Genomic DNA, 23,437 nt, shown 5'->3' with positions numbered 1-23,437 from the left:
TATGTGTATTAATTCGTTCCATATTATTCTTAACCCTTTAAGTTAGGTATTGTTACGGTCAATATTATAAGGTTTTGAGTTAAGTAATTGTATAGGTATTAAAGATCTTTGTTGAAGATGATAGCTAGACCGCTATTATTGAATAAAAGAAACGTTTAATCTAAAATTTAAAATATGAACAATAGTGGAAATACATTATTAGCAATTATTGCAGGTTCTGCCATTGGTGCAGCCTTAGGAATTCTTTATGCACCGGATAAGGGTGAGAATACAAGAAGATTAATTGCAGATCAAGCAGCATCTACAAGAGATAATTTTACAGAAAGTGCTTTAGATCTAAAGAACAGAGTAGTATCAAAAATGTCTGATGAAAGAGAGACTTTAGATACCAGGGTAGAATCTTTGGTTTCTGATATAAGTTATAAAACCGAAGATGTTATTTCAACATTGGAGAAAAAATTGGCCGAGTTGAAGACCAAAAATAAGAAACTGCAGAAAACAGTATAAATGGGAGTAATTGATTCACTTAACGAAACGTCTAATAAAGCTATTGATGTAGGAGAGGTTTATTATAAAAAAACCCAAGAATACTACAGGCTAAAAGTGTTTCAACAATTAACTATGACCACTGGTATGCTGCTGAAAACAGCTGTATTTGGTGGTCTTGGTTTTATGGCACTTGTTTTTATTACGGTTGCCGGTGTTGTGTATTTGGCAAAAATCATTGATAGTATGGTAGGCGCATGTCTAATTGCCGGTGCTTTCTTTATTCTTTTATTGATATTGGCCTATTTATTTAGGAGCAAAATTGATAATCTATTGGTGAAAAAGCTGTCGGTCAAATTCTTTAATTAAATAGAGCTATGTATAAAAATTTTGAGGAAGTAGAGTTTCATTTAAAGCGCTTGAAGTTAGAGCGTGAAATTGCTTTAGAAGAACTTAAGGGCATAAAGAATGACGTAAAACAAGATTTGAGTCCGTACAACTGGGTTTCCACTGCAATCTCCGCTGCCAAAAAATTTGGAATGCTTTATTTGGTACGTAAAGTGGTCAAATAAAATATATAACCATTTGAAAAGCATAAAAAAAGCACCTCGTTTAATGAGGTGCTTTTTTTATGTGTAATGTATGTTGATATTATTCTTTGGTCCAAGCATCTAACATCCAACTTACTTTTTCAATTTCGCCAATGTATCCACCGATCATATCAATGGTTCCTTCATCGCCACCAGCTTCTGCAACTTTAACAACCTTGCTCATTTGCTTTAATAAGGTCTCATGCTGATCAAGTATATTTTTTACCATTTCGGTATCAGAGATCAGGGAAGACGTTTCTTTGATGGACGACATTTCAAAATATTTTGAAAATTCACTGGTTGGGTTATCTCTTAACGTTAAAATACGTTCAGCTATTTCATCAATTTTTATTCTAGCGTCTGTATACAGCTCTTCAAACTTAATGTGTAGGTCAAAAAAGTTTTTACCGGACACATTCCAGTGATAGCCTCTTAAGTTTTGATAGTAGAGATTGTAATCTGCCAACAGCGTATTTAATTCATTGACAATTGGCTTAATATCCTTTGATTTTATATCTAAGTAGCTCATAAAAATTTGTTTAATTGTTTAGTACAAAATTAATAATGTTAACGGTAGGGTGTTGATCCAGAAAGCTTAATGATCAACACTTTAACCTTTTTTAACGTTAGTAGTGTTATTAGGGTTTTACAAGGGGCTTTAGGTTAATGTATGAATAGTTTATTTCACCAACATGTTCATACTCGGTAGAGTTTTGTTTTAAGGAACCCCAATCAAATTGATCATCCAAATTGTTCTCTTTGTAGAAATTGGTTAAGCCTTCGGTAAATAACAAATACTCGTTCATTCTTACCTTATTCTTTAAAAGCTTGTGGGCAATGATAAGGTCTTCGCCAAACAGCTTAATGCTATTGCCAACCTTGGTCAATGCTATTTCTTTTCCATAATGCAGGATTATTTTAAGACCTAATATTTCAGGTATGGAAGCGGCATCTTTGTTTTTCTTATATTTTTCTCTCAACGCATCCAATTCCTTGTAGAATTCAGTGTAGAATATTCTACACTGTTCAATGAGTGCTTGTAATGACGGCATTTCTCCAGTCTTAAAAAAGAGTACGGCATCGCCTTCAATTTCAGAAACTTTTAATCCGATTTTATTCGTGTAGATGATCTGATTTAAAAGCGCAGGAATAATTTTTGAACTTAGCTCAAAATCCGTTTCGCTCATAAATTCAGTAAAGCCACTAATGTCTGGTATACAAATTAACATGGGTGATCCTTTCATATGCGGCAGTATAAAGATATTGGGGCAAGGTAGAGAACTTCTATTATCAAAACGACCTCGTTTCATAAAAATGATATCACAATCCAACTAGCAAATGAAAAGTCATTTAGGCTATAAAACAGTTTTTTTGGGCACTAAAAAGATGACTACATTATTTATTTTTGTTTCATGATATATTAAAAAGAATAAACAAAAAAACAAATGCGTTTCACTTTACTTCTCTAAAAATGAATTATTCAGAACTATTGGCTAGTGAGCCCCATGATATTGCTGCCCATATGCAGTTAAAATATGTAGATAGAGAAGCCTTGACCATTCAAAGGGTGAAAGAAAAAGACAAGTTTCTGTATTTGCTGAAGAATAAACCTTTGCAAAAAGAAACTGAACTAAAAAGGATAAAAAAGTTAGTAATTCCACCTGCCTGGCAAGAAGTTAAAATAGCATCGATAGCCAACGCACATTTACAAGCAGTGGGCTATGACTTAAAACATAGATTGCAATATAGATATCATGAACTTTGGCTAAGGGTAAGAAACCGTACCAAGTTTTTGAGAATGCACCATTTTGGGCAGGCATTGCCCAGTATACGCAAACAGGTAGATGAAGATCTACAATTACAAGGTTGGCCAAAAGATAAAGTGCTTGCACTTATAGTTAGGTTAATGGAAGAAACGCATATTCGTATAGGCAATCAACAATATGCTAAAAGAAACAAGACCTATGGGCTATCTACGCTTAGAAATAAGCATTTAAAAACCAGTAAGAACAAATTAAAGTTTGAGTTTACAGGTAAAAAGGGTAAAAAACATAGCATAACTCTTAACAATAAACGTTTGCGTAGGTTGGTACTTCAATGCGAGGAGATACCGGGTTGGAATCTTTTTCAATTTTTTGACGAGGACGGAATTAAAACCAATGTAGATAGTGGTATGGTCAATGAGTATCTACAAGAAATAAGCGGAGACCTATTTACTGCAAAGGACTTTAGAACCTGGTCCGGCACCATTATCTTTTTTGAGTCATTGCTAGAGAATGCACCAACCAATGATGAAACCCAAATTAAAAAGAATGTAATCAAGGCTTTTGACGCCACGGCCAAAGCTCTTGGTAATACCAGAAATGTTTGTAAAAAGTATTATGTGCACCCATATGTGGTAAGCACCTATGAAAATGGAGGGTTAAAAAAGGTATTTCAGAATTTGGAGAAACAGTCCTCGTCAGCATATCAAACAGCGGCAGAGAAAGCATTGATAAAATTAATTTCGGATTTTAATCCGTTATTGAATTTGTCCAAAAAGAATTAGGTTGTTTTCAATTTAATTGGCGCGGTCAACCTCGCTCTCACTTTTTAGAACGTAATCACCATCATCTTGTTTTATATATAGTGCTTTATCGTCACTACTGCCATTTCTAGTAACCTCATTTCCTTTTATGGTCTTTGTGGTTTTAGATGTATACGTTTCCTCAACAGTACCTTCTGCAGTACCATTACCCCATGACCATTTTACTACTGTACCTTTTCTTATCATACCTATTTATTGTTGTTTGTGCATTTCCATCACTTCTAGTTTTTGGAGAACCAGTGATGGAAATTACCTTTTTCAGGGGCACAAACACGAGAACTAAAATTTGATACTGCAATTTCTATATTATTTGAAATTATTGTGTGAAATGCTGCATTTATTTTTTGCTCTAAACACCTGAATATTAACCCAATTCAAAGGAGTCAATGCTTCTTTTTTTAAGGATAAAAAGAACCAATGAGCACGTATATATTTGATATCAAAACAATACGATGATAGATTTTGTTATAGGGATATCGATAATGATAGGTCTAGGTTATCTAGGTTTTTTGGTAAACGAATATTTGATAGATAATACTGTTGATGATTTGGGCAAAACCCAAAGAGATGAGTTTTGCGAAATTGATTTAGATCATATGTTGATGTATTCCGATCAAAGCAAAGCGAAAGATTTGAACGAGCTAAAAAGAAAATTACAAGATTTTAAAAACAGAAATAAATTTTACAAGATGTAATAGTGATCAACATCTTTAAAAAAGAGGTCACGTAATTAAAACTATATAAAATGAGTACATATACAGAAGAAGTTGGAAATAAATTAAATGAGTTGTTGGAGAAAACCTATGATGCCGAGAAAGGCTTTAAAAAAGCGGCCGAAAACATTGAGAACCCTCAATTAAAGGCGTTTTTTGAATCAAAGGCAAAACAACGTTATGATTTTGGTCATGAGTTAAAGACAGAAATTATGTCATTTGGTCAGAAAGTTGATAAAGGTGATAGCATTACCGGTAAAGCACACAGAGCTTGGATGGACGTTAAAGCCTTATTTTCACTTGATAATGCAGAATCTATGTTAGAAGAAGCTATTAGAGGTGAAAAAGCAGCTATTGAAGAGTATGAAGATGTATTGGAAGATACCTCCTTACCGTCTACCACAGCTACAATTTTAAGAAGTCAAAAAGAGGCGATCAAAAATGGTTTGTCCAATATTAAGATTTTAGAAGACGCACGATAAACAATAGTATTTAAACTAATGAAAGAGGCTTATTTAAGCCTCTTTTTTTTGGATTGTATGCAAGAATTTAAGGAGTACATAAACTTATTTTTAATGCGTCATCATTTTTAGTTTCTGCAATAAGAGATGCTTGCTAAATAACTGAACTTTACGTCTAAAGCAAAAGATTGATATGTATTTTAAAATTTCGAATACAGCAAAGATGAAGGAGATAGAGCGAGACGTAAATGCTTTGTTCAAATATCCCAATTTATATACCCCCCAAGTTGTTATCAGCGGTTTAACCGAAGTGTCTATACCCATAGTAACCATGGATGAGCCAAACACAATATCTTTAGCTATTTGGGGTCTATTGCCCAGTAGTTTTAATGAGGATTGGGAGCTTTTTCAAAAACTGACCAATACTCTCAATATACCCACCCATAAGATGGATACAGAAATCTGGTATCATGATTCTTTTCTGAACAGAAGGTGTATAGTGCCCGTTACGGGTTTCTTTACATCAGTACTAAGAAATGGAGAAATTTATCCTTATCACGTTAGTAGAACAAACGGTGAAATATTATACCTGGCAGGTATTTATACCATCTTGGACGATGGGTTTTTAACATGTTCGTTACTTACAGGACCACTGGAAGAAGTGGTTATAGACTATCAGAATTTAGTGGATTACATGCCTAGCATTATAGACCATGAAGATAAACAAGAATGGCTATCTGGTGATATTTCAGTAGAACAAGCTAAAGCACTATTAAGACCACCGCATAGAACAGATCTTGCGGTAAGACCGATCGCTAAAAGTCTTTTCAATCAAGACATATCATACGATAGCATGCTCAACTCTTGCGAGTATCCTGAAAATTAACGTATAGATGAGTTTTTGTTCTTTATATGCTTTCTATACTCGGTTGGTAGTATATCATATGCTTCAAAGAAAATTTTAGAGAAATAACTTCTACTTTTAATACCTATGGCATAGACTATTTCTGAAACGGAGAGATCGGAATTTTTTAGATAATTCTTAGAAATTTCAAGCTTTAAAGATCGTACATACTCATTGACCGTTTTTGAATATAAAATTTTAAAACCTAATTGTAATTTTTTAGGGCTTAGTCCAGACTCTTCACTTAAGGTGGTAATTGATATATTCTCGGATATATTTTCAATAATATAGGTGGTCAATTTGTGAATTTTTAGAATATCCTCTTTAGAAATAGCTTCAGGTAAATTCATATTTTCTTCAAAATTTTTATGTTCTAATAATTGTAGAGATAGTATAAGATAGACCCTACCCTCTAGTGATAAGGATCTTAGCATGCCGTTGTCAATATCTATGTTGTTGAGCAATTTTATTTCTTCCGCAATTCTTAGACTATAACTACCACCGTGCTGAAAAGCGGTGTTGCATTCATTGTCATTGAAAATTGAAACCAATAATTGATTTAATTGCGAAATGTCATTGTTCTTCTTTTGTAGATATTCTTGACGTTCTACCCGTATAAAATTGATTTTTAAATGCTCACCTTTTGGAAATAGAAATGTTTTTTTGGCATTTCTTTTATGGGAGATAATCGTATTTTGAAACTGCTTAAGCCTATTGAAAGCATCGGTGTAGTTTTCGCTATACTCAAAATAGCCTTTTGTAATAAAAATGAATTCAATTGGAGATAGTTCATCGGTATCAAACACAATTTTTACATCTTCGTTGAGCTTAATATCACAATCAATTAGAGATAGGCCCCAATTAAAATCAATGGTTCTCAGCGTACCTTTTCCTGTGCTATTATTGAAGGTTATGATTTTTTCGCCCCAGTCACCTTTAAGTTTACCCTGCAAACACGTTTGTATCTGGGTAAAAATGTTTTCTGACTTAGTACTATTTATAATCAACTCCCTCATTGTTTTATCATTGGTATACACTGGTAATTGTATACTACAAAACAACTGTAAAAAGCAGAATTAGGTTAACACTTTTGAAATGTTAATTGACACAAATGGGTACTTTTAATTTTGTATGAAATGTTAAAAAATGAATGAAAGCAACTTTGATTAAATTTAAAAAGCATACCTAAATAGCAGTGGTATCATCTTTTTCCTTGGTAGCTTCTAATTTTTGCATATACTGTTTTGGCGACATTGAATATCGTTCTTTAAACAATTTAGAGAAGTAACTTCTAGAGGTAATACCAATTCTATAAGTAATTTCAGTGATGTTCAAATGAGTACTTTCCATTAAATGCCTGGCTTTTTCCATGCGTTTGTTTTGCAAATATTCTTTGACCGAAAGTCCAAATAAGCTTTGAAAACCGTTTTGTAGTGTATTTTGATTTAAGCCTACTTTTTTTGAAAGTGTTAAAACATCTGGTGCCTGGTCTAAACTCTCATCTATAATATTTGCGGCATGTTCTATTTTAACAACGGTAGACTGTCTAAGAATTGTTCTTTTTTCGCTTGGGGAGGCGTCATCTACATATTGCCTTAGATGGTGCGCCAATATTTCATAGCATTTGCCTTCAATAAATACACTTTTTGTAAAACCTTGATCTTCCGTTTGGTTGATTTCCTCAATACATTTTGCAATATCAAGGCTATAATGAGCTTTGTGAAAAAAAAGGTTAATACCGTTAACATCTCTAAACAGACCCTCTAGGTCTTCGTTTATTTCCGGTAAAAAAGACTCAATTTTTTCTTCGAACAATTTTCTGTTGATCTCTAAGCTAAAGAAGCAAACAGGTTCTTCGGCTTTAAGTGTAAGTACATTTCCGTATTTACTGTTACAAGAAAAAATGGCACTTTCTAAATGCTTTATTTCTGTTTGTTTTTCTTGGCCTTCAAACTCATGCCAAATACTCTTTTCCCTATTAAATACAATTTCCAATGGCTGCACTAAAGATTGATTAAGCACAAACCGGGTGTCTTTCTTTAGGGTAATATCAACATCTAAAATACCCACACCATGAGAAAAACTTATTGCTTTTATATGACCGGTACCAGCCTCTTTAGGGATATCCATACAAATTTCATTGTTCTCTTCCCTATAATCAACATCTAATCTGTGGGCAATATCCTTTACGACATCAACCACGTTCAACTCCTTAAACTCTTTTTTTGTACCCATACTAATTGGATTATGTGTACAAGATAAGTCAATTTACGAAAGGATATTTGGCTTATTAAGGTTTTAGATTAACACAAAAATGTAGGTAAAGAATTATATGTTAGCCAATTAACCATATTGTTTGGATGAGTTAAGATTTAATTTTTTACAACCAAGCAAAACAGGGTATTAGTGTCATTTTTGTACCAACAATAATGAGATACTATTTAGAGCATTTCATTATGAACAATCAAAATATTAACCTAATTATTAAAATCTATATTATGAGAAAGTCACTATTAATGTTCTTATTTGCTATTATGACTGTGGGCATAGCAACCAGTTGTAGGGAAGAAAAATCAGCAGGAGAAAAAATGGAAGAAGGTATTGAAGATGTTGGTGATGGTATTGAAGACGGTGCAGAAGAAGTTGAAGATGCAGTAGAAGATGCTACTGACGACAACTAGTATAAAAATTGCTATGAAATTTAAAGCCAGATAGATTTTCTATCTGGCTTTTTTATGTTTGGCCTATAGGCTATTCTTTTTTGCCATTGCTGGTAAGTACATCTACCAGGCCATCTTGTAGGTTTATCCACAAATAATTGAAAAACGATTTATGTTGTGTGCGTTCAACGGAAATTGTACCATACCTAAAACCGTTTTCATCAGCTTTTGAGCCATCGTTAACAAATAAATTACCAATAAAGGAAAGCACCTTTTTTACACCGTTTCTTTCTTTGTTCAACAATTGAAATTTAAAATCTTCATATCGCATTTTGATGTCCCCGCTAGAGGTGTATTCATCACCCGATATGGTAAAATAGAGTTGTTCAATGGTTCCGGTAGTTTGGGTTCTTAAGTTGGGTACAAGAAAATCGTTTAGCTTTTCAGTATAAAAATTTGAAAGCTTGCCAGATATTAAAAAAGAATCATGTGGATCGTTCACTTTGAACTTCCAATCTAAGTGCAGTGCACCGGCATCCATTAAATGAGCGTTTAGCTTAATGTTTACTGTATTGTTAACTGTTGTCAAATTGGATAGATTATTAATATCTGCATTTAAATTGGTAAAACGTAAAGCACCCGCTTTTACATTATTGGGCGCATCTTCTTTATAAACAATTGTTCCTTGTTGAATTAAAATGGCATCTATTGCTATTATAAAAGGTAGTCTTCTTAACAGTGTACCGTAAAGAGGCTTTGTACTAAAATCTTCCAATGGAGACTTATCCCTATAAATTTCTAGGTTGGGCTCTATGAATTTTACTTCTTTGAAATTAATTTGAAGTGAATCTTTGTTGGCCACATAATTGTGATCGTTGATAGAAATAGCCGGAATTGTTAAGCTTACATGATCTCTCTCATAGGTAATTTGCTTACTGAGTTCTGCTTTAGAATATTTGGTTAAAAGAGAAATATCAGTCATGTCTATAGAAGAATTGTTCATCACTAAAGAGGCCATTTGCAGATTTTCGTATTCCCCAAGGGGAGCTTTAAATTGCGCTATTTCTATTTGATAATTAGAAAATGTAAACGGAACATATTTGGTAATTGTCTCGGGGTCGGTAGCTACATCTTTTAAATGAAGACCTAAAGATGCTACTGAAATGAGTTCAACTTCTTCATCAGCGTCCCAAATTTCCACAACACCAGATTCGAACTTTAATTCTTCAACAAAGATTTCTTTCAGGAGATTAATGGGATTGCTTTTGTTGGCAACTACGTTGTTAGGGTCTTTTGGGCAAGTTTTAAAATGAAGATGAGGTGTTGACAGTGTCAAGGTTTTTATATGAACAGACTTTTGAAAAAGTATTTTCCAGTAACTAAATCCTTCAATGGAAAGCTCGTTGGCATTTACTCTTATTTCACACGAAGAGGTTTGCTTGCCTAAACTGACTACGGCAACGTCGGTAAAAGCAATGTTGCCCTCTAATAGGTTTATTGCAAGTTCATCATATGAAAAATTAATGTGATCGGGTACTTTTCGCTCTAAAAAACTGATGATTTCATGCTTCATTTTCCATTCGGCAAGCATATAACTACCTATGGAGAAAATGAGAATAACAACTAGCCACTTTAAAATCTTTGACATAAGGTAAAAGTTAGAGCGTAACAAAAGGTAAAGCACCTATTTGTTGAGAAGTAGATTCTAAAATGGGATTTAGGACCTTGTTACTTATAAGGCTTTTCTATACCCGCGCTGTCAGGGTCCATATATTGCTTAAAATCCGATGCGCTGGTAAGTTCTATGAAATCTTTTCCTTTAATGACAATGGCATTTTTTAAAAGACTAGGTTTTTTATCTAAAATTTTCAACCAACCATCATCATCTAAATTAACGGTTTTATCGCCATACTCATCCTTAAAATCCGGGTGGTCGGTATTTACCAATTCAGAGATGGTCTTGCCTAGGCCATCTGCCAGCTCTGCCCATTGGGTGCCGGTGACATTTGTCTTAGAGATATCTATTGTTAAATGTTCTTTACCAGAAGATTCCACATAAGCGTTTAATTGCTTACCAATTGAATTTTCTGAACTGTAATAAAGGGTTATCTGTTTTTTATCCATAGCAATTACTCCCATCACTTTTTTTTAAAAGTACTCACAACCACAGGGAGTAATTAACTCGTTTAAAACTAAAAATATCTTGAAAGGATAATTAGGGGTAACACCGCGCGATTTTATAGTATATTGTTGATAAACAATTTATAAGGTGGTGAATACTTTTTTTTGGGTTGCATATATAGCGGTAACGCTGTGGAGTATCGTCAATATTATTTTCAATGGATCAAGGGCAACTAAGATGATTAGTTGGTCTCTTTCTGTTATAATATTTCCTTTTTTGGGTCCGCTGTTATACTATCTGTTCGGTATTAACAGAAGAAAATTCAAGCTGTTTAAATTAAAACAAACAGAGAAAAGAAGGTTATATTCTGAAACCTATAAAGAGTTGGAGGGCGGCGAACAAAGCGTTCATGATTTTGATGACTACAAGAGAGATAAATTAGCATCACTAATAAGAAAGAACAGTTATTTTGCTCCTTATGAAGGTAATGAGGTAACCTTGCTCAATAGTGGAGAAGAAGCCTTTGGTGCCATATTCAAAGCCATTAAAGGGGCTAAGAAATTCATACACATCCAATACTATATTTTAGAAGATGGAGTGTTGTTAGACAAGTTTTATGAACTGTTCAAAGAGAAGGTAAAAGAAGGTGTAGAAATTAGAATGTTGTATGATTCTTTTGGTAGCAATTCAATGCGGGGTAAAAGAGTACAGCGATTTAAGGATATTGGGGTAAAAGCATTTTCTACGATGCCCATTCGTTTTGGAAACCTCTTGTTTACCCTTAACTATAGAAATCACAGAAAAATTGTAATCATAGACGGTAACGTTGGTTTTACCGGTGGTTTCAATGTGTCCGATAAGTATATGAAGCCAGTGTCAGAGCTGGGAATATGGCAAGATTTGCATGTACAGATCAAAGGACCGGCAGTAAATAGCTTGCAGCGTGTTTTTGTAAAGGATTATCATTTTGCAGGTAAAGAGGAATTATTGCTACAGGATAAATATTTTCCCAAAGTAGACTCTTCTGGCAAAACGGTTGCGCAGATTATTTCAAGCGGACCAGATTCTAGATACCCTGCAATTATGCAGCAATATTTGGCAATGATCAATATAGCCACCAAGAGTATTTGCATTGCCAACCCTTATTTTATCCCTGGTGAGCCGGTCTTGGAAGCCATAAGAATTGCGGCATTGAGCGGAATACAGGTCACATTGTTGACCCCAAAGATTTCAGATTCATTATTGGCACAATACAGTATGTTCTCCACTTTTGAAGCATTGCTTGAAGTGGGCGCCAATATATATTTAAGACCGGATTTTTCTCATAGCAAGGTCATTATTATTGATGGGGAAATAGTATCGGTAGGCTCAGGTAATTTTGATTACAGAAGTTTTGAGCACAATTTTGAGACCAATGCTATTTTATACGATAAAGAAAAAGCTTCTGAAATAGAGAAGTTGTTTGAGTCGCATTGCACCGATGAGGTTAAAGTTGACCTTGAGGAGTTTAAAAAAAGATCCCCATTTAGTAAGTTTTTAGAAGGGCTTGCCAAATTCTTTAGTCCACTATTATGATTACATCAGAATCCGTTAAAAAATTAAACTATTTAATCTTATTTATATTCAGTTTCCCTATGGTTGCATCTGCACAACATATAATTCCAGAAGTAATAACCCAAGAAGCAAAAATTGCGCTTTCCCATTATCCGGAACTTACAGATGTTGCTATTGAATTTAAGTTCAAGAAGAACATTAAAAAGTCTACCATGCAGGCACAACCTTCTTTTTGGAGTGTTTTTAAATCAAAGAAAAAAAGGTCATATAAAATATTGATAAGCGAAAGAATAAAAATAGCCGATTCTGTGTACTATACCAAAGACATTCCGTCAGAAATTATGATCGGATGGTTGGGTCACGAACTTGGGCATGTGATGGATTATCAACAGCGCAGTGGGTTGAATTTAATCGCATTTGGGTTTAAATATATAACCTCTAAAAATTATATACGTGAAGCAGAACGCCGTGCAGATTCTTATGCGGTAAACTACGGTATGGAAACCTATATACTCGCTACAAAAGAGTTCATTTTAAAGAAAGCCGGCTTAACCCAAAAATATGTGGATAGAATTAAGAATTTCTATCTATCTCCAGAAGAAATAATGGTATTGGTAGAAGAGAGAGACGCCGCGCTTAAAGAATAAGATAATAGGCTTTATTGATGTTTTTTAACGAAAGCTTCCCACTCGGCAAACTTTTCCTCTTTCATAACTCGCTCCATTTTTACTTGTCCGCCTTTCTTTTTGTTACTATCGTTCCAACCGTAAAAAACTTCTGGATTTACCGTGAATACTTTCACTCCTTTCAAAGCTTTAGATCTGGCAACCTTGTAATTTTTATTGGCAGCTTTTAATGATTCGTCAAGTTTTTCCGCAATCTTTTCAGGGTTTTGAGTAGCGGTAGTGCCTAGGTACCATGTATGGTAAAAACCATCTTCGTAATTTTTTGCACAAAGGGTGTATTCCGGCACTTCAATGTCAAAAGTTTCCATGATATCTTGTAGCGCATCATCCAATTTATTGACAGATAACTGTGAACCCACGGTGTTTAAGAAAAATTTGGTGCGCCCCGTAATTTTTATTTCGGCACGTTCCACATCTGTAAATTCTATGGTATCTCCAATTAGGTAACGCCAAGCACCGCTGACCGTACTGATAATGAGCACGTAGTTCTGTCCTTTTTCAACTTCAGAAAGAGTTAATGATGGTGCATCTTGAGCAAGAGAACCATCTTCAAGAATATAATCTGGATCAAAAGGAACAAACTCAAAGTAAATACCATTGTCGGTCACCAACTTCATGGCATCGGTTTCTGGTCTTGCTTGAAAGGCGATAAACCCTTCAGATGCCAAATAGGTATCAATTACCGTAACGGGTTTGCCCATTAAGGCGTTAAAACTCTTTTCGTAGGGACCAAAAGCCACTCCACCAGATGTGTAGACCTGTAGATTGGGCCATATTTCGTGAATGTTGTTAAGGTTGTGTTTTTTAATGACCTCCTTCAGCATTAGTTCTATCCAAGAAGGAATTCCGCTTAACGCTCCAATGTCCCAGTCCGCAGCCTTTTCTGCAATCTTTGCAACACGTTCGTCCCAATCATCAATTTGGGCAATTTCCTTTCCAGGTTTATAATAACCACTAAACCATGACGGAATGTTACTGGCACTAATACCACTGATTTCACCTTCTAAATGATCATCGTTTTCAACCAAATCCGTAGAACTGCCCAGCATTAAAATGCCGGTTTCAAAGAAATCTGCCGGAAGATCGAAGTTTGAAATGGCCAGCACCTGCTTTATACCTGCCTGTCTTATGGCATCTATCATGGCATCTGTTACGGGAATACGTTTACTTGTTTTTCCAGTAGTACCGGAACTCAGTGCAAAATAATCGGGACTACCCGGCCATGTGACATCGGTTTGTCCCTCATGTAATTTATGCCACCAAGCATCATTGATCTGATTATAATCAAAATAAGGAACAGCATTACGAAATGCCTGTTGAGGGTTGTTACTCTCTAGAATATCTTCAAACGCATACGCTTTACCAAAAGAAGTGTCTTTTGCCGTTTCCAATAGGTTTTGAAGCACAGCCTTTTGATCTTCAATAGGGTTGTCTTCACCGGCAATTTTATCGGTAACATTGATAACCCCTTTAATAAAGTTTCCTATGATATTCATGAGCCAAAAGTGTTTCTAGATTAATGACTATAAAGGTAGGTCTGGGTAGAGATAAAGATTGACCCTAATCTGAAATATGTGGACTTTATTGGGTTGAGGTGTTTAAAGGCAATATTAAAACTTAACATTTCATTTGCAAGTATGTTGAGAATAATTAAACTATTTCTAAAAAATCAATCCTTAATTAAGCATGATAAGCACAGTAGCCTCAGGGGCCAACACCAAAAAAAGCTATTAGTTGAATTTGTTTCTTTCATAATTTAATTAGTTCCTATTATTTGAATATTACCACATTTTGCATGCGATGTCCAAATCTTAGTTGACACAAAATTGTATCTCAATAGCATTTCCCAAGTTTCATTGTGGTATCTATAAAGTACGGTGTAACCTTCACCTTTACAACGTTGGTTTTCAAAAATAGAAATTTTAGCATATTTATGGTCTTTTGAAAAAATAGGTTTAGAAATTTGAAAGTATATATTCTCTTCTGCATTAATTTCCTCGTCAATTTCCCAAGCTTTTACAAGTTCTTCGTTAAGTTTTTTATTTTCCCAAATTTTAGTTTTATTCCAAAGTAGTTTTTTCTTTACTACTATTGTATGGTGTTTTTTATACCTTAAAATACTATCGTATTTCCCGCGTTTGATATTAAATCTTACAAAAATGATACTCTTTCCTAGAGGTGGAGAAAAGCTTTTATACTCATCACTAGATAGATATTTTATATTCTTTAAAGAGTAGTTTGTCCAGTCTATTGTTTCCTCATTTGATCTATAAATCAAGTCTAAAGGAAAATTATTATCTAGCAATTTTAATTCCCGTATTTGAAATTTTTGAAGCGAATCGTTAATAATAGGTTCTTTTAAACCTTCTTTAAATAATAAATAATGCCCAAAGTCTTTCGGAAAATCATTATCAATAATACTTTCAACTAAACTTGTAGTCATTGAATCTTGACCGAATATATTTAAGACAGAAAAAATCGAAAGTAATAAAATGTAATTTTTCATCTTCAAACCAAAAAATCTCAAACCTAAATATACACCACTAACTAAGCATAATAAGCACCGCACCTACAGCGGTCAACACCAAAATCATTTTTCTGAAAAATGCTTCTTTAATGTATTTAATAAATTTGACCCCTACGAAGAAACCTAATAGAATGCCAGGCAAGAGCATTAAGTTTAATTGTAACGACTCTACGGAAATGGTTTTCCAAACAAAAAAGTGAAAGGGTAGTTTAATAATGTTTATGATCAAGAACAACCAAGCCGCAGTACCAATAAAATGGTTTTTAGGTAGGCGCATGGCTAAAAAATAAATATTGGAAAAAGCTCCCGCCAAGTTTCCCACCATGGTGGTAATACCTGCAATGGTACCAATAGATCCTGCAAACGACCAATGTGATGGTACGTTCTTGTCTTTTTTACGGTCCCAATAGAACATCATACCTACGGTAATGATGATGATGATGGCCATACCTATTTTAAAAAATTTCTCAGGCAATTCATTGCCAATAAAAACCCCTACTAAAAGTCCTACCAACATCCATGGAAGTACTTTAAAAACATATTTCCATTGTGTGTAACGGTTATAGTAAATTACTGCAAAAATATCGGCGAGAACCAGTAACGGTACTACCATACCCGTAGACTGTCTTGCGCCAAATGCCAACGCCATGATCGTAACGTTTAAAACGGCAATGCCTTTTATTCCCGCTTTGGATAATCCTATGATAAAGGTGGCTATAGAAGCAAGAATCCAGGCCGTTGGGGTAATTTCAGAAGTTATTGATAGTAGCACGTAGTACGTTTAGCGTATTAGATATAAAAATGTCCTAAAATAATATATCTTTAACAATCAACCTAAAACCAACTTATGGAACTCAGTACATTGGACTATGCATTTATTATAGTTTTCTTCTCTCTTGTCTTAGGAATAGGGGTATATGTGTCAAAGAAATCAGGCAAAAACTCTTCAGAATTTTTTCTATCGGGCCGTACTATGCCGTGGTGGCTATTAGGTCTTTCAATGGTAGCGACGACATTTTCAACGGATACCCCCAATTTGGTGACAGATATTGTTCGTACTAACGGAGTTTCGGGGAACTGGGTATGGTGGTGTTTTTTGATTACCGGTATGTTGACCGTTTTCGTTTATGCCAAACTTTGGCGTAAATCTAACGTAAATACAGATTTAGAGTTTTATGAAATGCGCTATGGTGGTAAGCCGGCAAGTTTTTTAAGAAAGTTCAGGGCGGTTTATTTGGGCGTTATCTTTAACGTTATTACTATGTCTGCGGTAACCTTGGCAGCAATTAAAATAGGTAGTATAATGCTGGGACTAGAACCATGGCAAACCGTAGTCAGTGCAGGTCTTATAACGGTTACCTTTAGTGCCTTAGGCGGATTCAAAGGTGTGGTATATACAGATTTCCTTTTGTTTTTTGTTGCCATGGCCGGTGCCATAGGAGCAGCATATTATTTAGTGAATATTCCTGAAGTTGGAGGAATTGAAGCTTTAATGGCGAATGAAAATGTAACAGAGAAACTGAATATATTGCCAGATTTCAGTAACAAGAAAGCATTGATAACTTTATTCATAATACCGCTGGCCGTACAGTGGTGGAGTTCTTGGTATCCAGGTGCTGAGCCAGGCGGTGGTGGTTATATTGCACAACGTATGTTGGCGGCAAAAGATGAGAACCATGCTATTGGGGCAACCTTCTTTTTTAATATTATGCACTACGCATTAAGACCTTGGCCATGGATTTTAGTGGCATTGGCTTCTATAGTAGTGTACCCAGATTTGGCGAGCATACAAGAAGCTTTCCCTAATGTAACGGCAGATAAATTAGGTCATGATTTAGCATATTCGGCCATGTTGACCAAACTACCAAGCGGATTGTTAGGAGTTGTTTTAGCATCTTTGGTGGCGGCATACATGAGTACCATTAGTACCCAATTGAACTGGGGCTCTTCATACATCGTTTATGATTTTTATAAACAACAGATTAATCCTGATGCATCTGAAAAGCGATTGGTGGCGGTAGGTAGAATTTCAACCGTAGTATTAATGATATTCAGTGCGGCACTGGCATTATTGCTACAAAACGCATTACAGCTGTTCGATGTGCTATTGGCATTCGGTGCGGGTACAGGGCTGATTTTTATACTTAGATGGTTCTGGTGGAGGATTAATGCATGGAGTGAGATTACGGCAATGTTTGCATCGGGTATTATTTCTATCATCTTAAAATTAACTCCCGTAGGTGCATATTTATTTGCTACCGAAACAGGTTTGTTGCCAGATTGGTCAGAGTATATATTTATAGTAGTAGTAACAACCATTATTTGGTTGATTGCCACATTTATGACGCAGCCAGAGTCTAATGAAACGTTGAGAAGCTTCTACAGAAAAATACAACCAGGTGGACCGGGTTGGTCCAAAGTAGTTGATGAAGCAAAAACCGATGCAGTGGAAATTGTAAAGGATAAAGAAAAATGGAGCGTGCCTGCAGGGGTAACCGCAATGTTATTAGGTGTATTATTGATTTATTCGATCATGTTCGCTACTGGATATTGGATCTATGGTAGAACTACCCAAGCAATCGTATTAACGGTTATTTCAATAATAGCAGGTATATTGCTGGTAAAAGCATGGAATCGCTTAAAAGGCAATATTTTATAAGATCAACATGAAGAAGGACAGAATTGTTTCGGTAGACATCTTTAGAGGAGCCACCATATTATTAATGGTATTGGTGAATACACCAGGAACATGGTCAAATGTGTACGGGCCCTTTTTACATGCAGATTGGCACGGTTATACACCAACAGATTTGGTTTTTCCGTTCTTCTTGTTCATTGTTGGTACATCAATAGCCTTTTCCTATAAGAACAGAACGGTTGATGCAAAAGCATATAGAAAAATTGCAATCCGGGCATTGAAGTTAATTGCTTTGGGTCTTTTCTTAGGGGCATTTTTAATTCATTACCCATTCTTTAAAAATTTCAAGTACATTAGATTTCCTGGGGTATTACAACGTATAGGAATGGTATTCTTTTTAACCGCTATTTTGTTTATTAACCTAAGTTGGAAAAAACTAATTTGGGTAACGGCGGTATTACTAATAGGATATTGGTTGTTAATGACGTTCGTTCCTGTAGAAGGAGTGGCATCCACCTTGGAAAGAGCACCCAATAATTTGGCAAACTGGATAGATGTAAAAGTTTTTGGTACGCATAACTATAAGGCAGATTACGATCCAGAAGGCTTGTTAAGTACAGTACCAGCTATTGCCAGTTCTTTATTAGGGGTATTTACAGGATTGATACTAACCGCTAAGCAAGAAAAGAAAGCCACTATTCTAATGGGCATAGGCGGTAGTTTCTTGATCATAGGGCATATGTGGGATCTAGTGTTTCCCATTAACAAAGCACTATGGACAAGCAGTTTTGTATTGGTCACTGCAGGTTGGGCAAACCTTATTTTGGCACTTATATATTACCTGACAGATGTAAAGAAAATTGAATTTGGATCTATATTCAGATATGCAGGAGCAAATGCTATTGTAATATATTTTCTTTCTAGCTTCATTAGCAAGGTGATGGGTCAAATACAAGTGGGCGACACCTCATTACACGGTTGGTTGTTTCAAAAAGTATATGTCCATGACTTTCTTGCGCTAGAAACTTCATCCTTATTATACGGGCTAAGTGTAGTACTGTTCTATAGTCTTGTGGGCTATATCCTATATCAGAAAAAGATATTTATAAAGGTGTAGCAATAGGCTTACTTAATCATCAATTTTGCTACGTACTTGCCAATAACATCAAATTCCAAGTTTACAATGGTGCCCGGTTTATAGGTGTTAAACCTAGTGTGATCGTAGGTGTAAGGTATAATGGCAACTTCAAAGGTATTCTTGCCAGAATTAACTACGGTTAAGCTTGTACCATCTATAGTAATAGAACCTTTTTCAATAGTGGGGTTACCAGTTGCCGCATCATAGGTGAAAGAGAAAATCCAGCTTCCATTATCTTCTCGAACACTTGTACATTCCCCGGTCTGATCTACATGGCCTTGAACAATATGCCCATCTAACCTAGAGCCCAAGATCATAGCACGTTCAAGGTTGACCGTATCATTTATCTTAAGTGTATCAAGGTTGGTTTTATTCAACGTTTCGGCAATTGCGGTAACCGTATAAGTAGTATCCGTAAGGCTAACGACCGTTAAACAAACACCGTTATGAGCTACGCTTTGATCAATTTTAAGCTCTGGAGTTAAACTAGATGCTATCGTAATGTCCAAGTTGCCACCTTTAGGTTCCAGAGCGGTGACCTTACCTAATGTTTCAATAATTCCCGTAAACATGTGTCGTTTAATTTAAGTAATTTTGAAAATTCAAAATTGAGTACAAAGGTACAGATTATCATGGACGAAAATAGGAAAATAAGGTTAGGTATCTCTATAGGAGACTTAAATGGTATAGGTTGTGAGGTCGCTTTAAAAACATTCGAGGACAGTAGAATGTTAGATTTTTGCACACCGGTTATTTTTGCCTCAAATAAGACCGTTTCCTTTCAAATGAAACAATTAAAATTAAATATTGCTTTCAATGGTATACCTCATGCTTCAAAAGCAATAGATAATAAAATCAATATTGTAAATGTTTGGAAAGAAGTGCCTAGGGTTGATTTTGGTCAAGCGACCAAAGCAGGTGGCGAGTATGCTATTAAATCATTAAAAGCAGCAGTGGAAGCTTTAAAGAATGGAGATATAGATGTATTGGTAACGGCACCCATCAATAAGAACAATATACAATCTGAGGAGTTTAATTTTCCAGGGCATACAGATTTTTTAGCGCAAGAACTAGAAGGTGAAAGTTTAATGTTTATGGTTACAGATACGTTAAAGGTTGGTTTGCTTACAGATCATGTGGCCGTAAAGGATGTATGTGCCGCTATAGTGCCTAGGTTAATACGTGATAAGATCAACACCATAGAGAAATCATTGAAAATGGATTTCGGTATTCGCAAGCCAAAAATAGCTTTGCTGGGTATTAATCCGCATAGTGGTGATAATGGAGTAATAGGCAAAGAAGATGATGAAGTTTTAAAACCTGTCATAAAAGAAATGGCCGAAAAGGGACATTTGGTCTTTGGTCCATATTCTGCCGATAGTTTTTTTGGTTCTGACGCCTATAAAAAATTCGATGCCATTTTAGCGGCATATCACGATCAAGGTCTTATACCTTTTAAAACAATATCGTTTGGGCAAGGAGTCAATTTTACCGCCGGATTGAATAAAGTAAGAACTTCACCCGATCACGGTACCGCATTTGAGATAGCTGGTAAAGGTGTTGCAGATGAAAGTTCTTTTAAAGAAGCTGTGTTCATGGCATTGAACATTTTTAAGAACAGAACAGAATATCAAGAGCTAACACAAGATGTATTAAAAAAGCAGCGTTTAAAGAGAGAACGTTAAATTTTGGTACAATAAAAAAGTTATAAAGATAAATAGTTGATAACTATTGTCTTTTATTAAAATAATAGTATCTTTGCACCCGCCTTTTATGGGCGATTAGTGTTAATTTAAGTGTGTACGTGATGAAGCAAAAGGAGTTCAATATTCCTTTCTCAGGTTTGAAGCAAGGAAAACACAACTTTAATTACCAGATTGACAATACGTTCTTTGATTCTTTTGGATACGATGAATTTAACGCAGCCAGCATCAGTTTAGATGTAGTACTTCATAAAACAAGTACAATGATGGAGGTCGATATGAACGCATCGGGAACAGTTAATGTAGCTTGTGATATTACCAGTGAACCATACGATCAGTCCATAAGTGGAGATTTACATTTGGTGGTAAAATTCGGTGAGGAGTATAACGATGAAGATGATGAAATTTTGATTCTTCCTCATGGTGAACATCAATTGAACATTGCACAGTATGTGTATGAAATGTTGGTGTTGGCGGTTCCGCAAAAAAGAATACACCCTGGTATTGAAGATGGCACTTTACAATCTGAAGTGTTGGACAAATTGAACGAGCTTCAACCAAAAGAGAAAAGATCAAACAAAGAAGAAAACGATCCCAGATGGGATGAATTAAAGAAACTATTAACGGATAAATAAGGTTTAAATGGCACATCCTAAAAGAAAAATTTCCAAAACAAGAAGAGACAAGAGAAGAACTCATTATAAAGCGGTAGCACCTACTTTAGCAAAAGATTCTACTACAGGTGAAACACACCTTTACCATAGGGCACATTGGCACGAAGGTAAATTACATTATAGAGGTCAAGTTTTGGTTGATAAAACCGAAGAAGCAGAAGCTTAAGACTTTTTTACAATATACTAAGCTCCCACTTCATTAGAAGTAGGGAGTTTTTTTTAGTCCAATTTGTATTTTATCACCTTGTAACTCAGATAATTTAAAAGGTTATAGCCTTAGTGCTATCAATTGCAATTTTTCAAAAACCCGATAACTTTAGGCGAAAAGTCGTTGAAAATCACTAATTTTCATGACTTTTGACTCGTTTTTTAAGTTTTTTACAAGAAAGCAAATAAAGTATGACCAAAATTACAGCAGCTATTACCGCAGTAGGAGGCTATGTTCCCCAGTTTGTAATGACGAACAAAATGCTTGAGGAAATGGTTGACACCAATGATGAATGGATTACTACCAGGACAGGTATTAAGGAAAGAAGGGTGTTAAAAAAGGAAGAAGGGGAAGGTACTTCGTATTTAGCCATTAAGGCGGCCCAAGACCTTATGGAAAAGAAAGGGCTTGATGCTGCCGAAATAGATTTGGTCATTGTAGCTACCGCTACACCAGATAGTATGGTAGCTTCTACGGCAGCTTTCGTAGCTTCTGAAATTGGGGCTGTAAACGCCTTTGCTTATGATCTATTGGCGGCATGTTCCAGTTTTCTTTTTGGAATGTCAACGGTTGCCGGGCATATTGAGACAGGTAGATATAAAAAGGTATTACTTATAGGTGCAGATAAAATGTCATCTATAATAGATTATACAGATAGGACAACCTGTATAATTTTCGGTGATGGTGCCGGAGCAGTACTTTTTGAACCTAATACCGAAGGCTTGGGTCTACAAGATGAATACCTTAGGGCAGATGGTACAGGAAGACAATTTTTAGGCATGGAAGGCGGTGGATCTTTAATGCCGGCCACAATTGAAAGTGTAACCAATAAAAAACACTATATTTTTCAGGAAGGAAAAACAGTGTTCAAATTTGCGGTTTCCAATATGGCAGATGTAGCGGCCAAAATCATGGATAGAAATGATCTTACCGAGTCAGACGTTGACTGGTTGGTGCCACATCAAGCTAATAAGAGAATCATTGATGCCACAGCAAAAAGAATGGGTGTAGATGATTCAAAAGTGTTGATGAATATTCAGCGCTACGGTAATACCACATCCGGTACATTGCCACTTTTACTTTTCGACTACGAAAAACAGCTTAAAAAAGGGGATAACTTGGTTTTCGCAGCCTTTGGTGGCGGCTTTACCTGGGGTTCTATCTACCTTAAATGGGCGTATAACTAACATCAACTACCAATTATAACTTAGAGAAATATGGATATTAAAGAAATTCAAAGCCTTATCAAGTTTGTTGCCAAGTCTGGCGCTAGCGAGGTAAAACTCGAGACGGATGATATAAAGATTACCATCCGTACCGGAAGCTTAACTGGTAATTCTGAGCCAACCTATGTGCATACAATGCCTATGGCTCAACCTGCCGTACCTGCTCCTGTAGCAGCTGCACCGGCAGAAGTAGCTGCACCTGCAGCGGCTGCATCTGAAGCTGAGCAGAAAAAAGCGGATGATGATAAATACATCACGATCAAATCTCCGATCATTGGTACTTTTTACAGAAAGCCTTCTCCTGACAAACCAGTATTTGTTGAGGTAGGAGATACTATAGGGACCGGCGATGTACTTTGTGTTATTGAGGCAATGAAATTGTTCAATGATATAGAATCTGAAGTTTCTGGTAAAATTGTCAAGATTTTGGTAGATGACTCTTCTCCAGTTGAGTTTGATCAGCCATTATTTTTGGTAGACCCTTCTTAACTAAATTTTGAGTAGTCATTGTTAGATGCCGTTATTGAACGGTGTGTAAGAATCATGTAGAACCAAGAACT

28 protein-coding genes are annotated in these 23,437 nt (G+C 35.5%); 17 read left to right on the top strand and 11 right to left on the bottom strand.

Annotated features, from left to right (window positions below):
* Positions 1 to 174 precede the first annotated feature (174 nt).
* The 3 genes from VBZ51_RS08080 to VBZ51_RS08070 are packed head-to-tail and all read left to right on the top strand — an operon-like array spanning position 175 to position 1,058.
* Positions 175 to 507, top strand: coding sequence for a YtxH domain-containing protein (locus VBZ51_RS08080; RefSeq protein ID WP_058104646.1), 333 nt, complete (start codon positions 175 to 177; stop codon positions 505 to 507).
* The gene (locus VBZ51_RS08075) at positions 508 to 855 is read left to right on the top strand and encodes a hypothetical protein (RefSeq protein ID WP_058104647.1); all 348 of its coding nucleotides are present in this window, start codon (positions 508 to 510) and stop codon (positions 853 to 855) included.
* 8 nt (positions 856 to 863) lie between these two features.
* A complete protein-coding gene (locus VBZ51_RS08070; RefSeq protein ID WP_036150676.1) occupies positions 864 to 1,058 on the top strand; it encodes a hypothetical protein in 195 nt (64 codons plus the stop codon).
* 79 nt (positions 1,059 to 1,137) lie between these two features.
* Here VBZ51_RS08070 and VBZ51_RS08065 read toward each other — a convergent pair whose 3' ends face one another.
* Together VBZ51_RS08065 and VBZ51_RS08060 are read right to left on the bottom strand one after the other, a co-directional pair.
* Positions 1,138 to 1,605, bottom strand: a complete 468-nt coding sequence (locus VBZ51_RS08065) for a Dps family protein (RefSeq protein WP_058104648.1) — start codon at positions 1,603 to 1,605, stop codon at positions 1,138 to 1,140.
* A gap of 109 nt (positions 1,606 to 1,714) precedes the next feature.
* Positions 1,715 to 2,320, bottom strand: a complete 606-nt coding sequence (locus VBZ51_RS08060) for a DUF2652 domain-containing protein (protein WP_058104649.1) — start codon at positions 2,318 to 2,320, stop codon at positions 1,715 to 1,717.
* Positions 2,321 to 2,547: 227 nt separating this feature from the next.
* On the opposite strand from VBZ51_RS08060, the gene VBZ51_RS08055 reads away from it, so the two are divergent.
* Complete coding sequence (locus tag VBZ51_RS08055) at positions 2,548 to 3,624, top strand: DNA topoisomerase IB (RefSeq protein ID WP_416576590.1); 1,077 nt, start codon at positions 2,548 to 2,550, stop codon at positions 3,622 to 3,624.
* Between the two features lie 12 nt (positions 3,625 to 3,636).
* On the opposite strand, the gene VBZ51_RS08050 is transcribed toward VBZ51_RS08055, so the two are convergent.
* Positions 3,637 to 3,849 (bottom strand): DUF2945 domain-containing protein, encoded by a 213-nt coding sequence (locus VBZ51_RS08050; protein WP_416576589.1) that lies wholly within the window; start codon positions 3,847 to 3,849, stop codon positions 3,637 to 3,639.
* A gap of 266 nt (positions 3,850 to 4,115) precedes the next feature.
* On the opposite strand from VBZ51_RS08050, the gene VBZ51_RS08045 reads away from it, so the two are divergent.
* From VBZ51_RS08045 to VBZ51_RS08035, 3 genes are all read left to right on the top strand, one after another.
* Positions 4,116 to 4,358, top strand: a complete 243-nt coding sequence (locus VBZ51_RS08045) for a hypothetical protein (protein WP_157681224.1) — start codon at positions 4,116 to 4,118, stop codon at positions 4,356 to 4,358.
* Positions 4,359 to 4,408: 50 nt separating this feature from the next.
* Positions 4,409 to 4,858, top strand: coding sequence for a ferritin-like domain-containing protein (locus tag VBZ51_RS08040; protein WP_099190657.1), 450 nt, complete (start codon positions 4,409 to 4,411; stop codon positions 4,856 to 4,858).
* Between the two features lie 202 nt (positions 4,859 to 5,060).
* Positions 5,061 to 5,723: an SOS response-associated peptidase gene (locus VBZ51_RS08035; protein ID WP_198033523.1), complete on the top strand. Its 663-nt coding sequence runs from the start codon at positions 5,061 to 5,063 to the stop codon at positions 5,721 to 5,723.
* On the opposite strand, the gene VBZ51_RS08030 is transcribed toward VBZ51_RS08035, so the two are convergent.
* Entirely contained in the window at positions 5,720 to 6,694 is a 975-nt protein-coding gene (locus VBZ51_RS08030; RefSeq protein WP_348361807.1) for an AraC family transcriptional regulator, read from the bottom strand. The genes VBZ51_RS08035 and VBZ51_RS08030 overlap by 4 nt on opposite strands.
* Positions 6,695 to 6,926: 232 nt before the next feature.
* Positions 6,927 to 7,976: a helix-turn-helix domain-containing protein gene (locus tag VBZ51_RS08025; RefSeq protein WP_416576588.1), complete on the bottom strand. Its 1,050-nt coding sequence runs from the start codon at positions 7,974 to 7,976 to the stop codon at positions 6,927 to 6,929.
* A gap of 263 nt (positions 7,977 to 8,239) precedes the next feature.
* Between VBZ51_RS08025 and VBZ51_RS08020 the strand changes: the two genes are divergently transcribed.
* The gene (locus VBZ51_RS08020; protein WP_305522437.1) at positions 8,240 to 8,422 is read left to right on the top strand and encodes a hypothetical protein; all 183 of its coding nucleotides are present in this window, start codon (positions 8,240 to 8,242) and stop codon (positions 8,420 to 8,422) included.
* Positions 8,423 to 8,492: 70 nt separating this feature from the next.
* Here the strand turns inward: VBZ51_RS08020 and VBZ51_RS08015 are convergent, their stop codons facing one another.
* Both VBZ51_RS08015 and VBZ51_RS08010 read right to left on the bottom strand, forming a co-directional pair.
* Positions 8,493 to 10,049: a hypothetical protein gene (locus VBZ51_RS08015; RefSeq protein ID WP_416576587.1), complete on the bottom strand. Its 1,557-nt coding sequence runs from the start codon at positions 10,047 to 10,049 to the stop codon at positions 8,493 to 8,495.
* Positions 10,050 to 10,129: 80 nt separating this feature from the next.
* Positions 10,130 to 10,540 carry an arsenate reductase family protein gene (locus VBZ51_RS08010; RefSeq protein WP_071340709.1) on the bottom strand — a complete coding sequence of 137 codons (411 nt, stop codon included), beginning with the start codon at positions 10,538 to 10,540 and terminating at the stop codon, positions 10,130 to 10,132.
* A 133-nt stretch (positions 10,541 to 10,673) separates the two neighbouring features.
* On the opposite strand from VBZ51_RS08010, the gene cls reads away from it, so the two are divergent.
* Together cls and VBZ51_RS08000 are read left to right on the top strand one after the other, a co-directional pair.
* A complete protein-coding gene (gene cls / locus VBZ51_RS08005) occupies positions 10,674 to 12,098 on the top strand; it encodes a cardiolipin synthase (protein WP_416576586.1) in 1,425 nt (474 codons plus the stop codon).
* Positions 12,095 to 12,724 (top strand): hypothetical protein, encoded by a 630-nt coding sequence (locus VBZ51_RS08000; protein ID WP_416576585.1) that lies wholly within the window; start codon positions 12,095 to 12,097, stop codon positions 12,722 to 12,724. The genes cls and VBZ51_RS08000 overlap by 4 nt, the downstream gene beginning before the upstream one ends.
* Before the next feature lie 11 nt (positions 12,725 to 12,735).
* On the opposite strand, the gene VBZ51_RS07995 is transcribed toward VBZ51_RS08000, so the two are convergent.
* The 3 genes from VBZ51_RS07995 to VBZ51_RS07985 all read right to left on the bottom strand — a co-directional run bounded on the left by VBZ51_RS07995 (position 12,736) and on the right by VBZ51_RS07985 (position 16,062).
* Positions 12,736 to 14,259, bottom strand: a complete 1,524-nt coding sequence (locus tag VBZ51_RS07995; protein ID WP_416576584.1) for a GH3 family domain-containing protein — start codon at positions 14,257 to 14,259, stop codon at positions 12,736 to 12,738.
* A gap of 260 nt (positions 14,260 to 14,519) precedes the next feature.
* Positions 14,520 to 15,269: a hypothetical protein gene (locus VBZ51_RS07990; protein ID WP_416576583.1), complete on the bottom strand. Its 750-nt coding sequence runs from the start codon at positions 15,267 to 15,269 to the stop codon at positions 14,520 to 14,522.
* 37 nt (positions 15,270 to 15,306) lie between these two features.
* Entirely contained in the window at positions 15,307 to 16,062 is a 756-nt protein-coding gene (locus VBZ51_RS07985; RefSeq protein WP_416576582.1) for a sulfite exporter TauE/SafE family protein, read from the bottom strand.
* Positions 16,063 to 16,137: 75 nt separating this feature from the next.
* Here VBZ51_RS07985 and VBZ51_RS07980 point away from each other — a divergent pair, with 75 nt between their 5' ends.
* Positions 16,138 to 17,949: a sodium:solute symporter family protein gene (locus tag VBZ51_RS07980; protein ID WP_416576581.1), complete on the top strand. Its 1,812-nt coding sequence runs from the start codon at positions 16,138 to 16,140 to the stop codon at positions 17,947 to 17,949.
* Between the two features lie 7 nt (positions 17,950 to 17,956).
* Complete coding sequence (locus tag VBZ51_RS07975) at positions 17,957 to 19,045, top strand: acyltransferase family protein (protein ID WP_416576580.1); 1,089 nt, start codon at positions 17,957 to 17,959, stop codon at positions 19,043 to 19,045.
* An 8-nt stretch (positions 19,046 to 19,053) separates the two neighbouring features.
* Here VBZ51_RS07975 and VBZ51_RS07970 read toward each other — a convergent pair whose 3' ends face one another.
* Complete coding sequence (locus VBZ51_RS07970) at positions 19,054 to 19,638, bottom strand: riboflavin synthase (protein WP_416576579.1); 585 nt, start codon at positions 19,636 to 19,638, stop codon at positions 19,054 to 19,056.
* A 60-nt stretch (positions 19,639 to 19,698) separates the two neighbouring features.
* On the opposite strand from VBZ51_RS07970, the gene pdxA reads away from it, so the two are divergent.
* The 5 genes from pdxA (at position 19,699) to accB (ending at position 23,366) form a co-directional block, all read left to right on the top strand.
* On the top strand, positions 19,699 to 20,751 hold the full coding sequence (pdxA, locus tag VBZ51_RS07965; protein ID WP_416576739.1) for a 4-hydroxythreonine-4-phosphate dehydrogenase PdxA: 1,053 nt from the start codon (positions 19,699 to 19,701) through the stop codon (positions 20,749 to 20,751).
* A 122-nt stretch (positions 20,752 to 20,873) separates the two neighbouring features.
* The gene (locus tag VBZ51_RS07960; protein WP_058104664.1) at positions 20,874 to 21,404 is read left to right on the top strand and encodes a YceD family protein; all 531 of its coding nucleotides are present in this window, start codon (positions 20,874 to 20,876) and stop codon (positions 21,402 to 21,404) included.
* A gap of 7 nt (positions 21,405 to 21,411) precedes the next feature.
* Positions 21,412 to 21,609, top strand: a complete 198-nt coding sequence (rpmF, locus tag VBZ51_RS07955; protein WP_058104665.1) for a 50S ribosomal protein L32 — start codon at positions 21,412 to 21,414, stop codon at positions 21,607 to 21,609.
* A gap of 233 nt (positions 21,610 to 21,842) precedes the next feature.
* Entirely contained in the window at positions 21,843 to 22,838 is a 996-nt protein-coding gene (locus VBZ51_RS07950; protein ID WP_058104666.1) for a beta-ketoacyl-ACP synthase III, read from the top strand.
* A 30-nt stretch (positions 22,839 to 22,868) separates the two neighbouring features.
* Positions 22,869 to 23,366, top strand: a complete 498-nt coding sequence (gene accB, locus VBZ51_RS07945; RefSeq protein WP_058104667.1) for an acetyl-CoA carboxylase biotin carboxyl carrier protein — start codon at positions 22,869 to 22,871, stop codon at positions 23,364 to 23,366.
* Positions 23,367 to 23,437 lie beyond the last annotated feature (71 nt).

This window comes from Maribacter sp. HS, assembly GCF_048059195.1.
Classification (GTDB): domain Bacteria; phylum Bacteroidota; class Bacteroidia; order Flavobacteriales; family Flavobacteriaceae; genus Maribacter; species Maribacter dokdonensis.
Note: the sequence above shows the minus strand (reverse complement) of the source record. Positions and strands in the feature narration are given on the sequence as shown.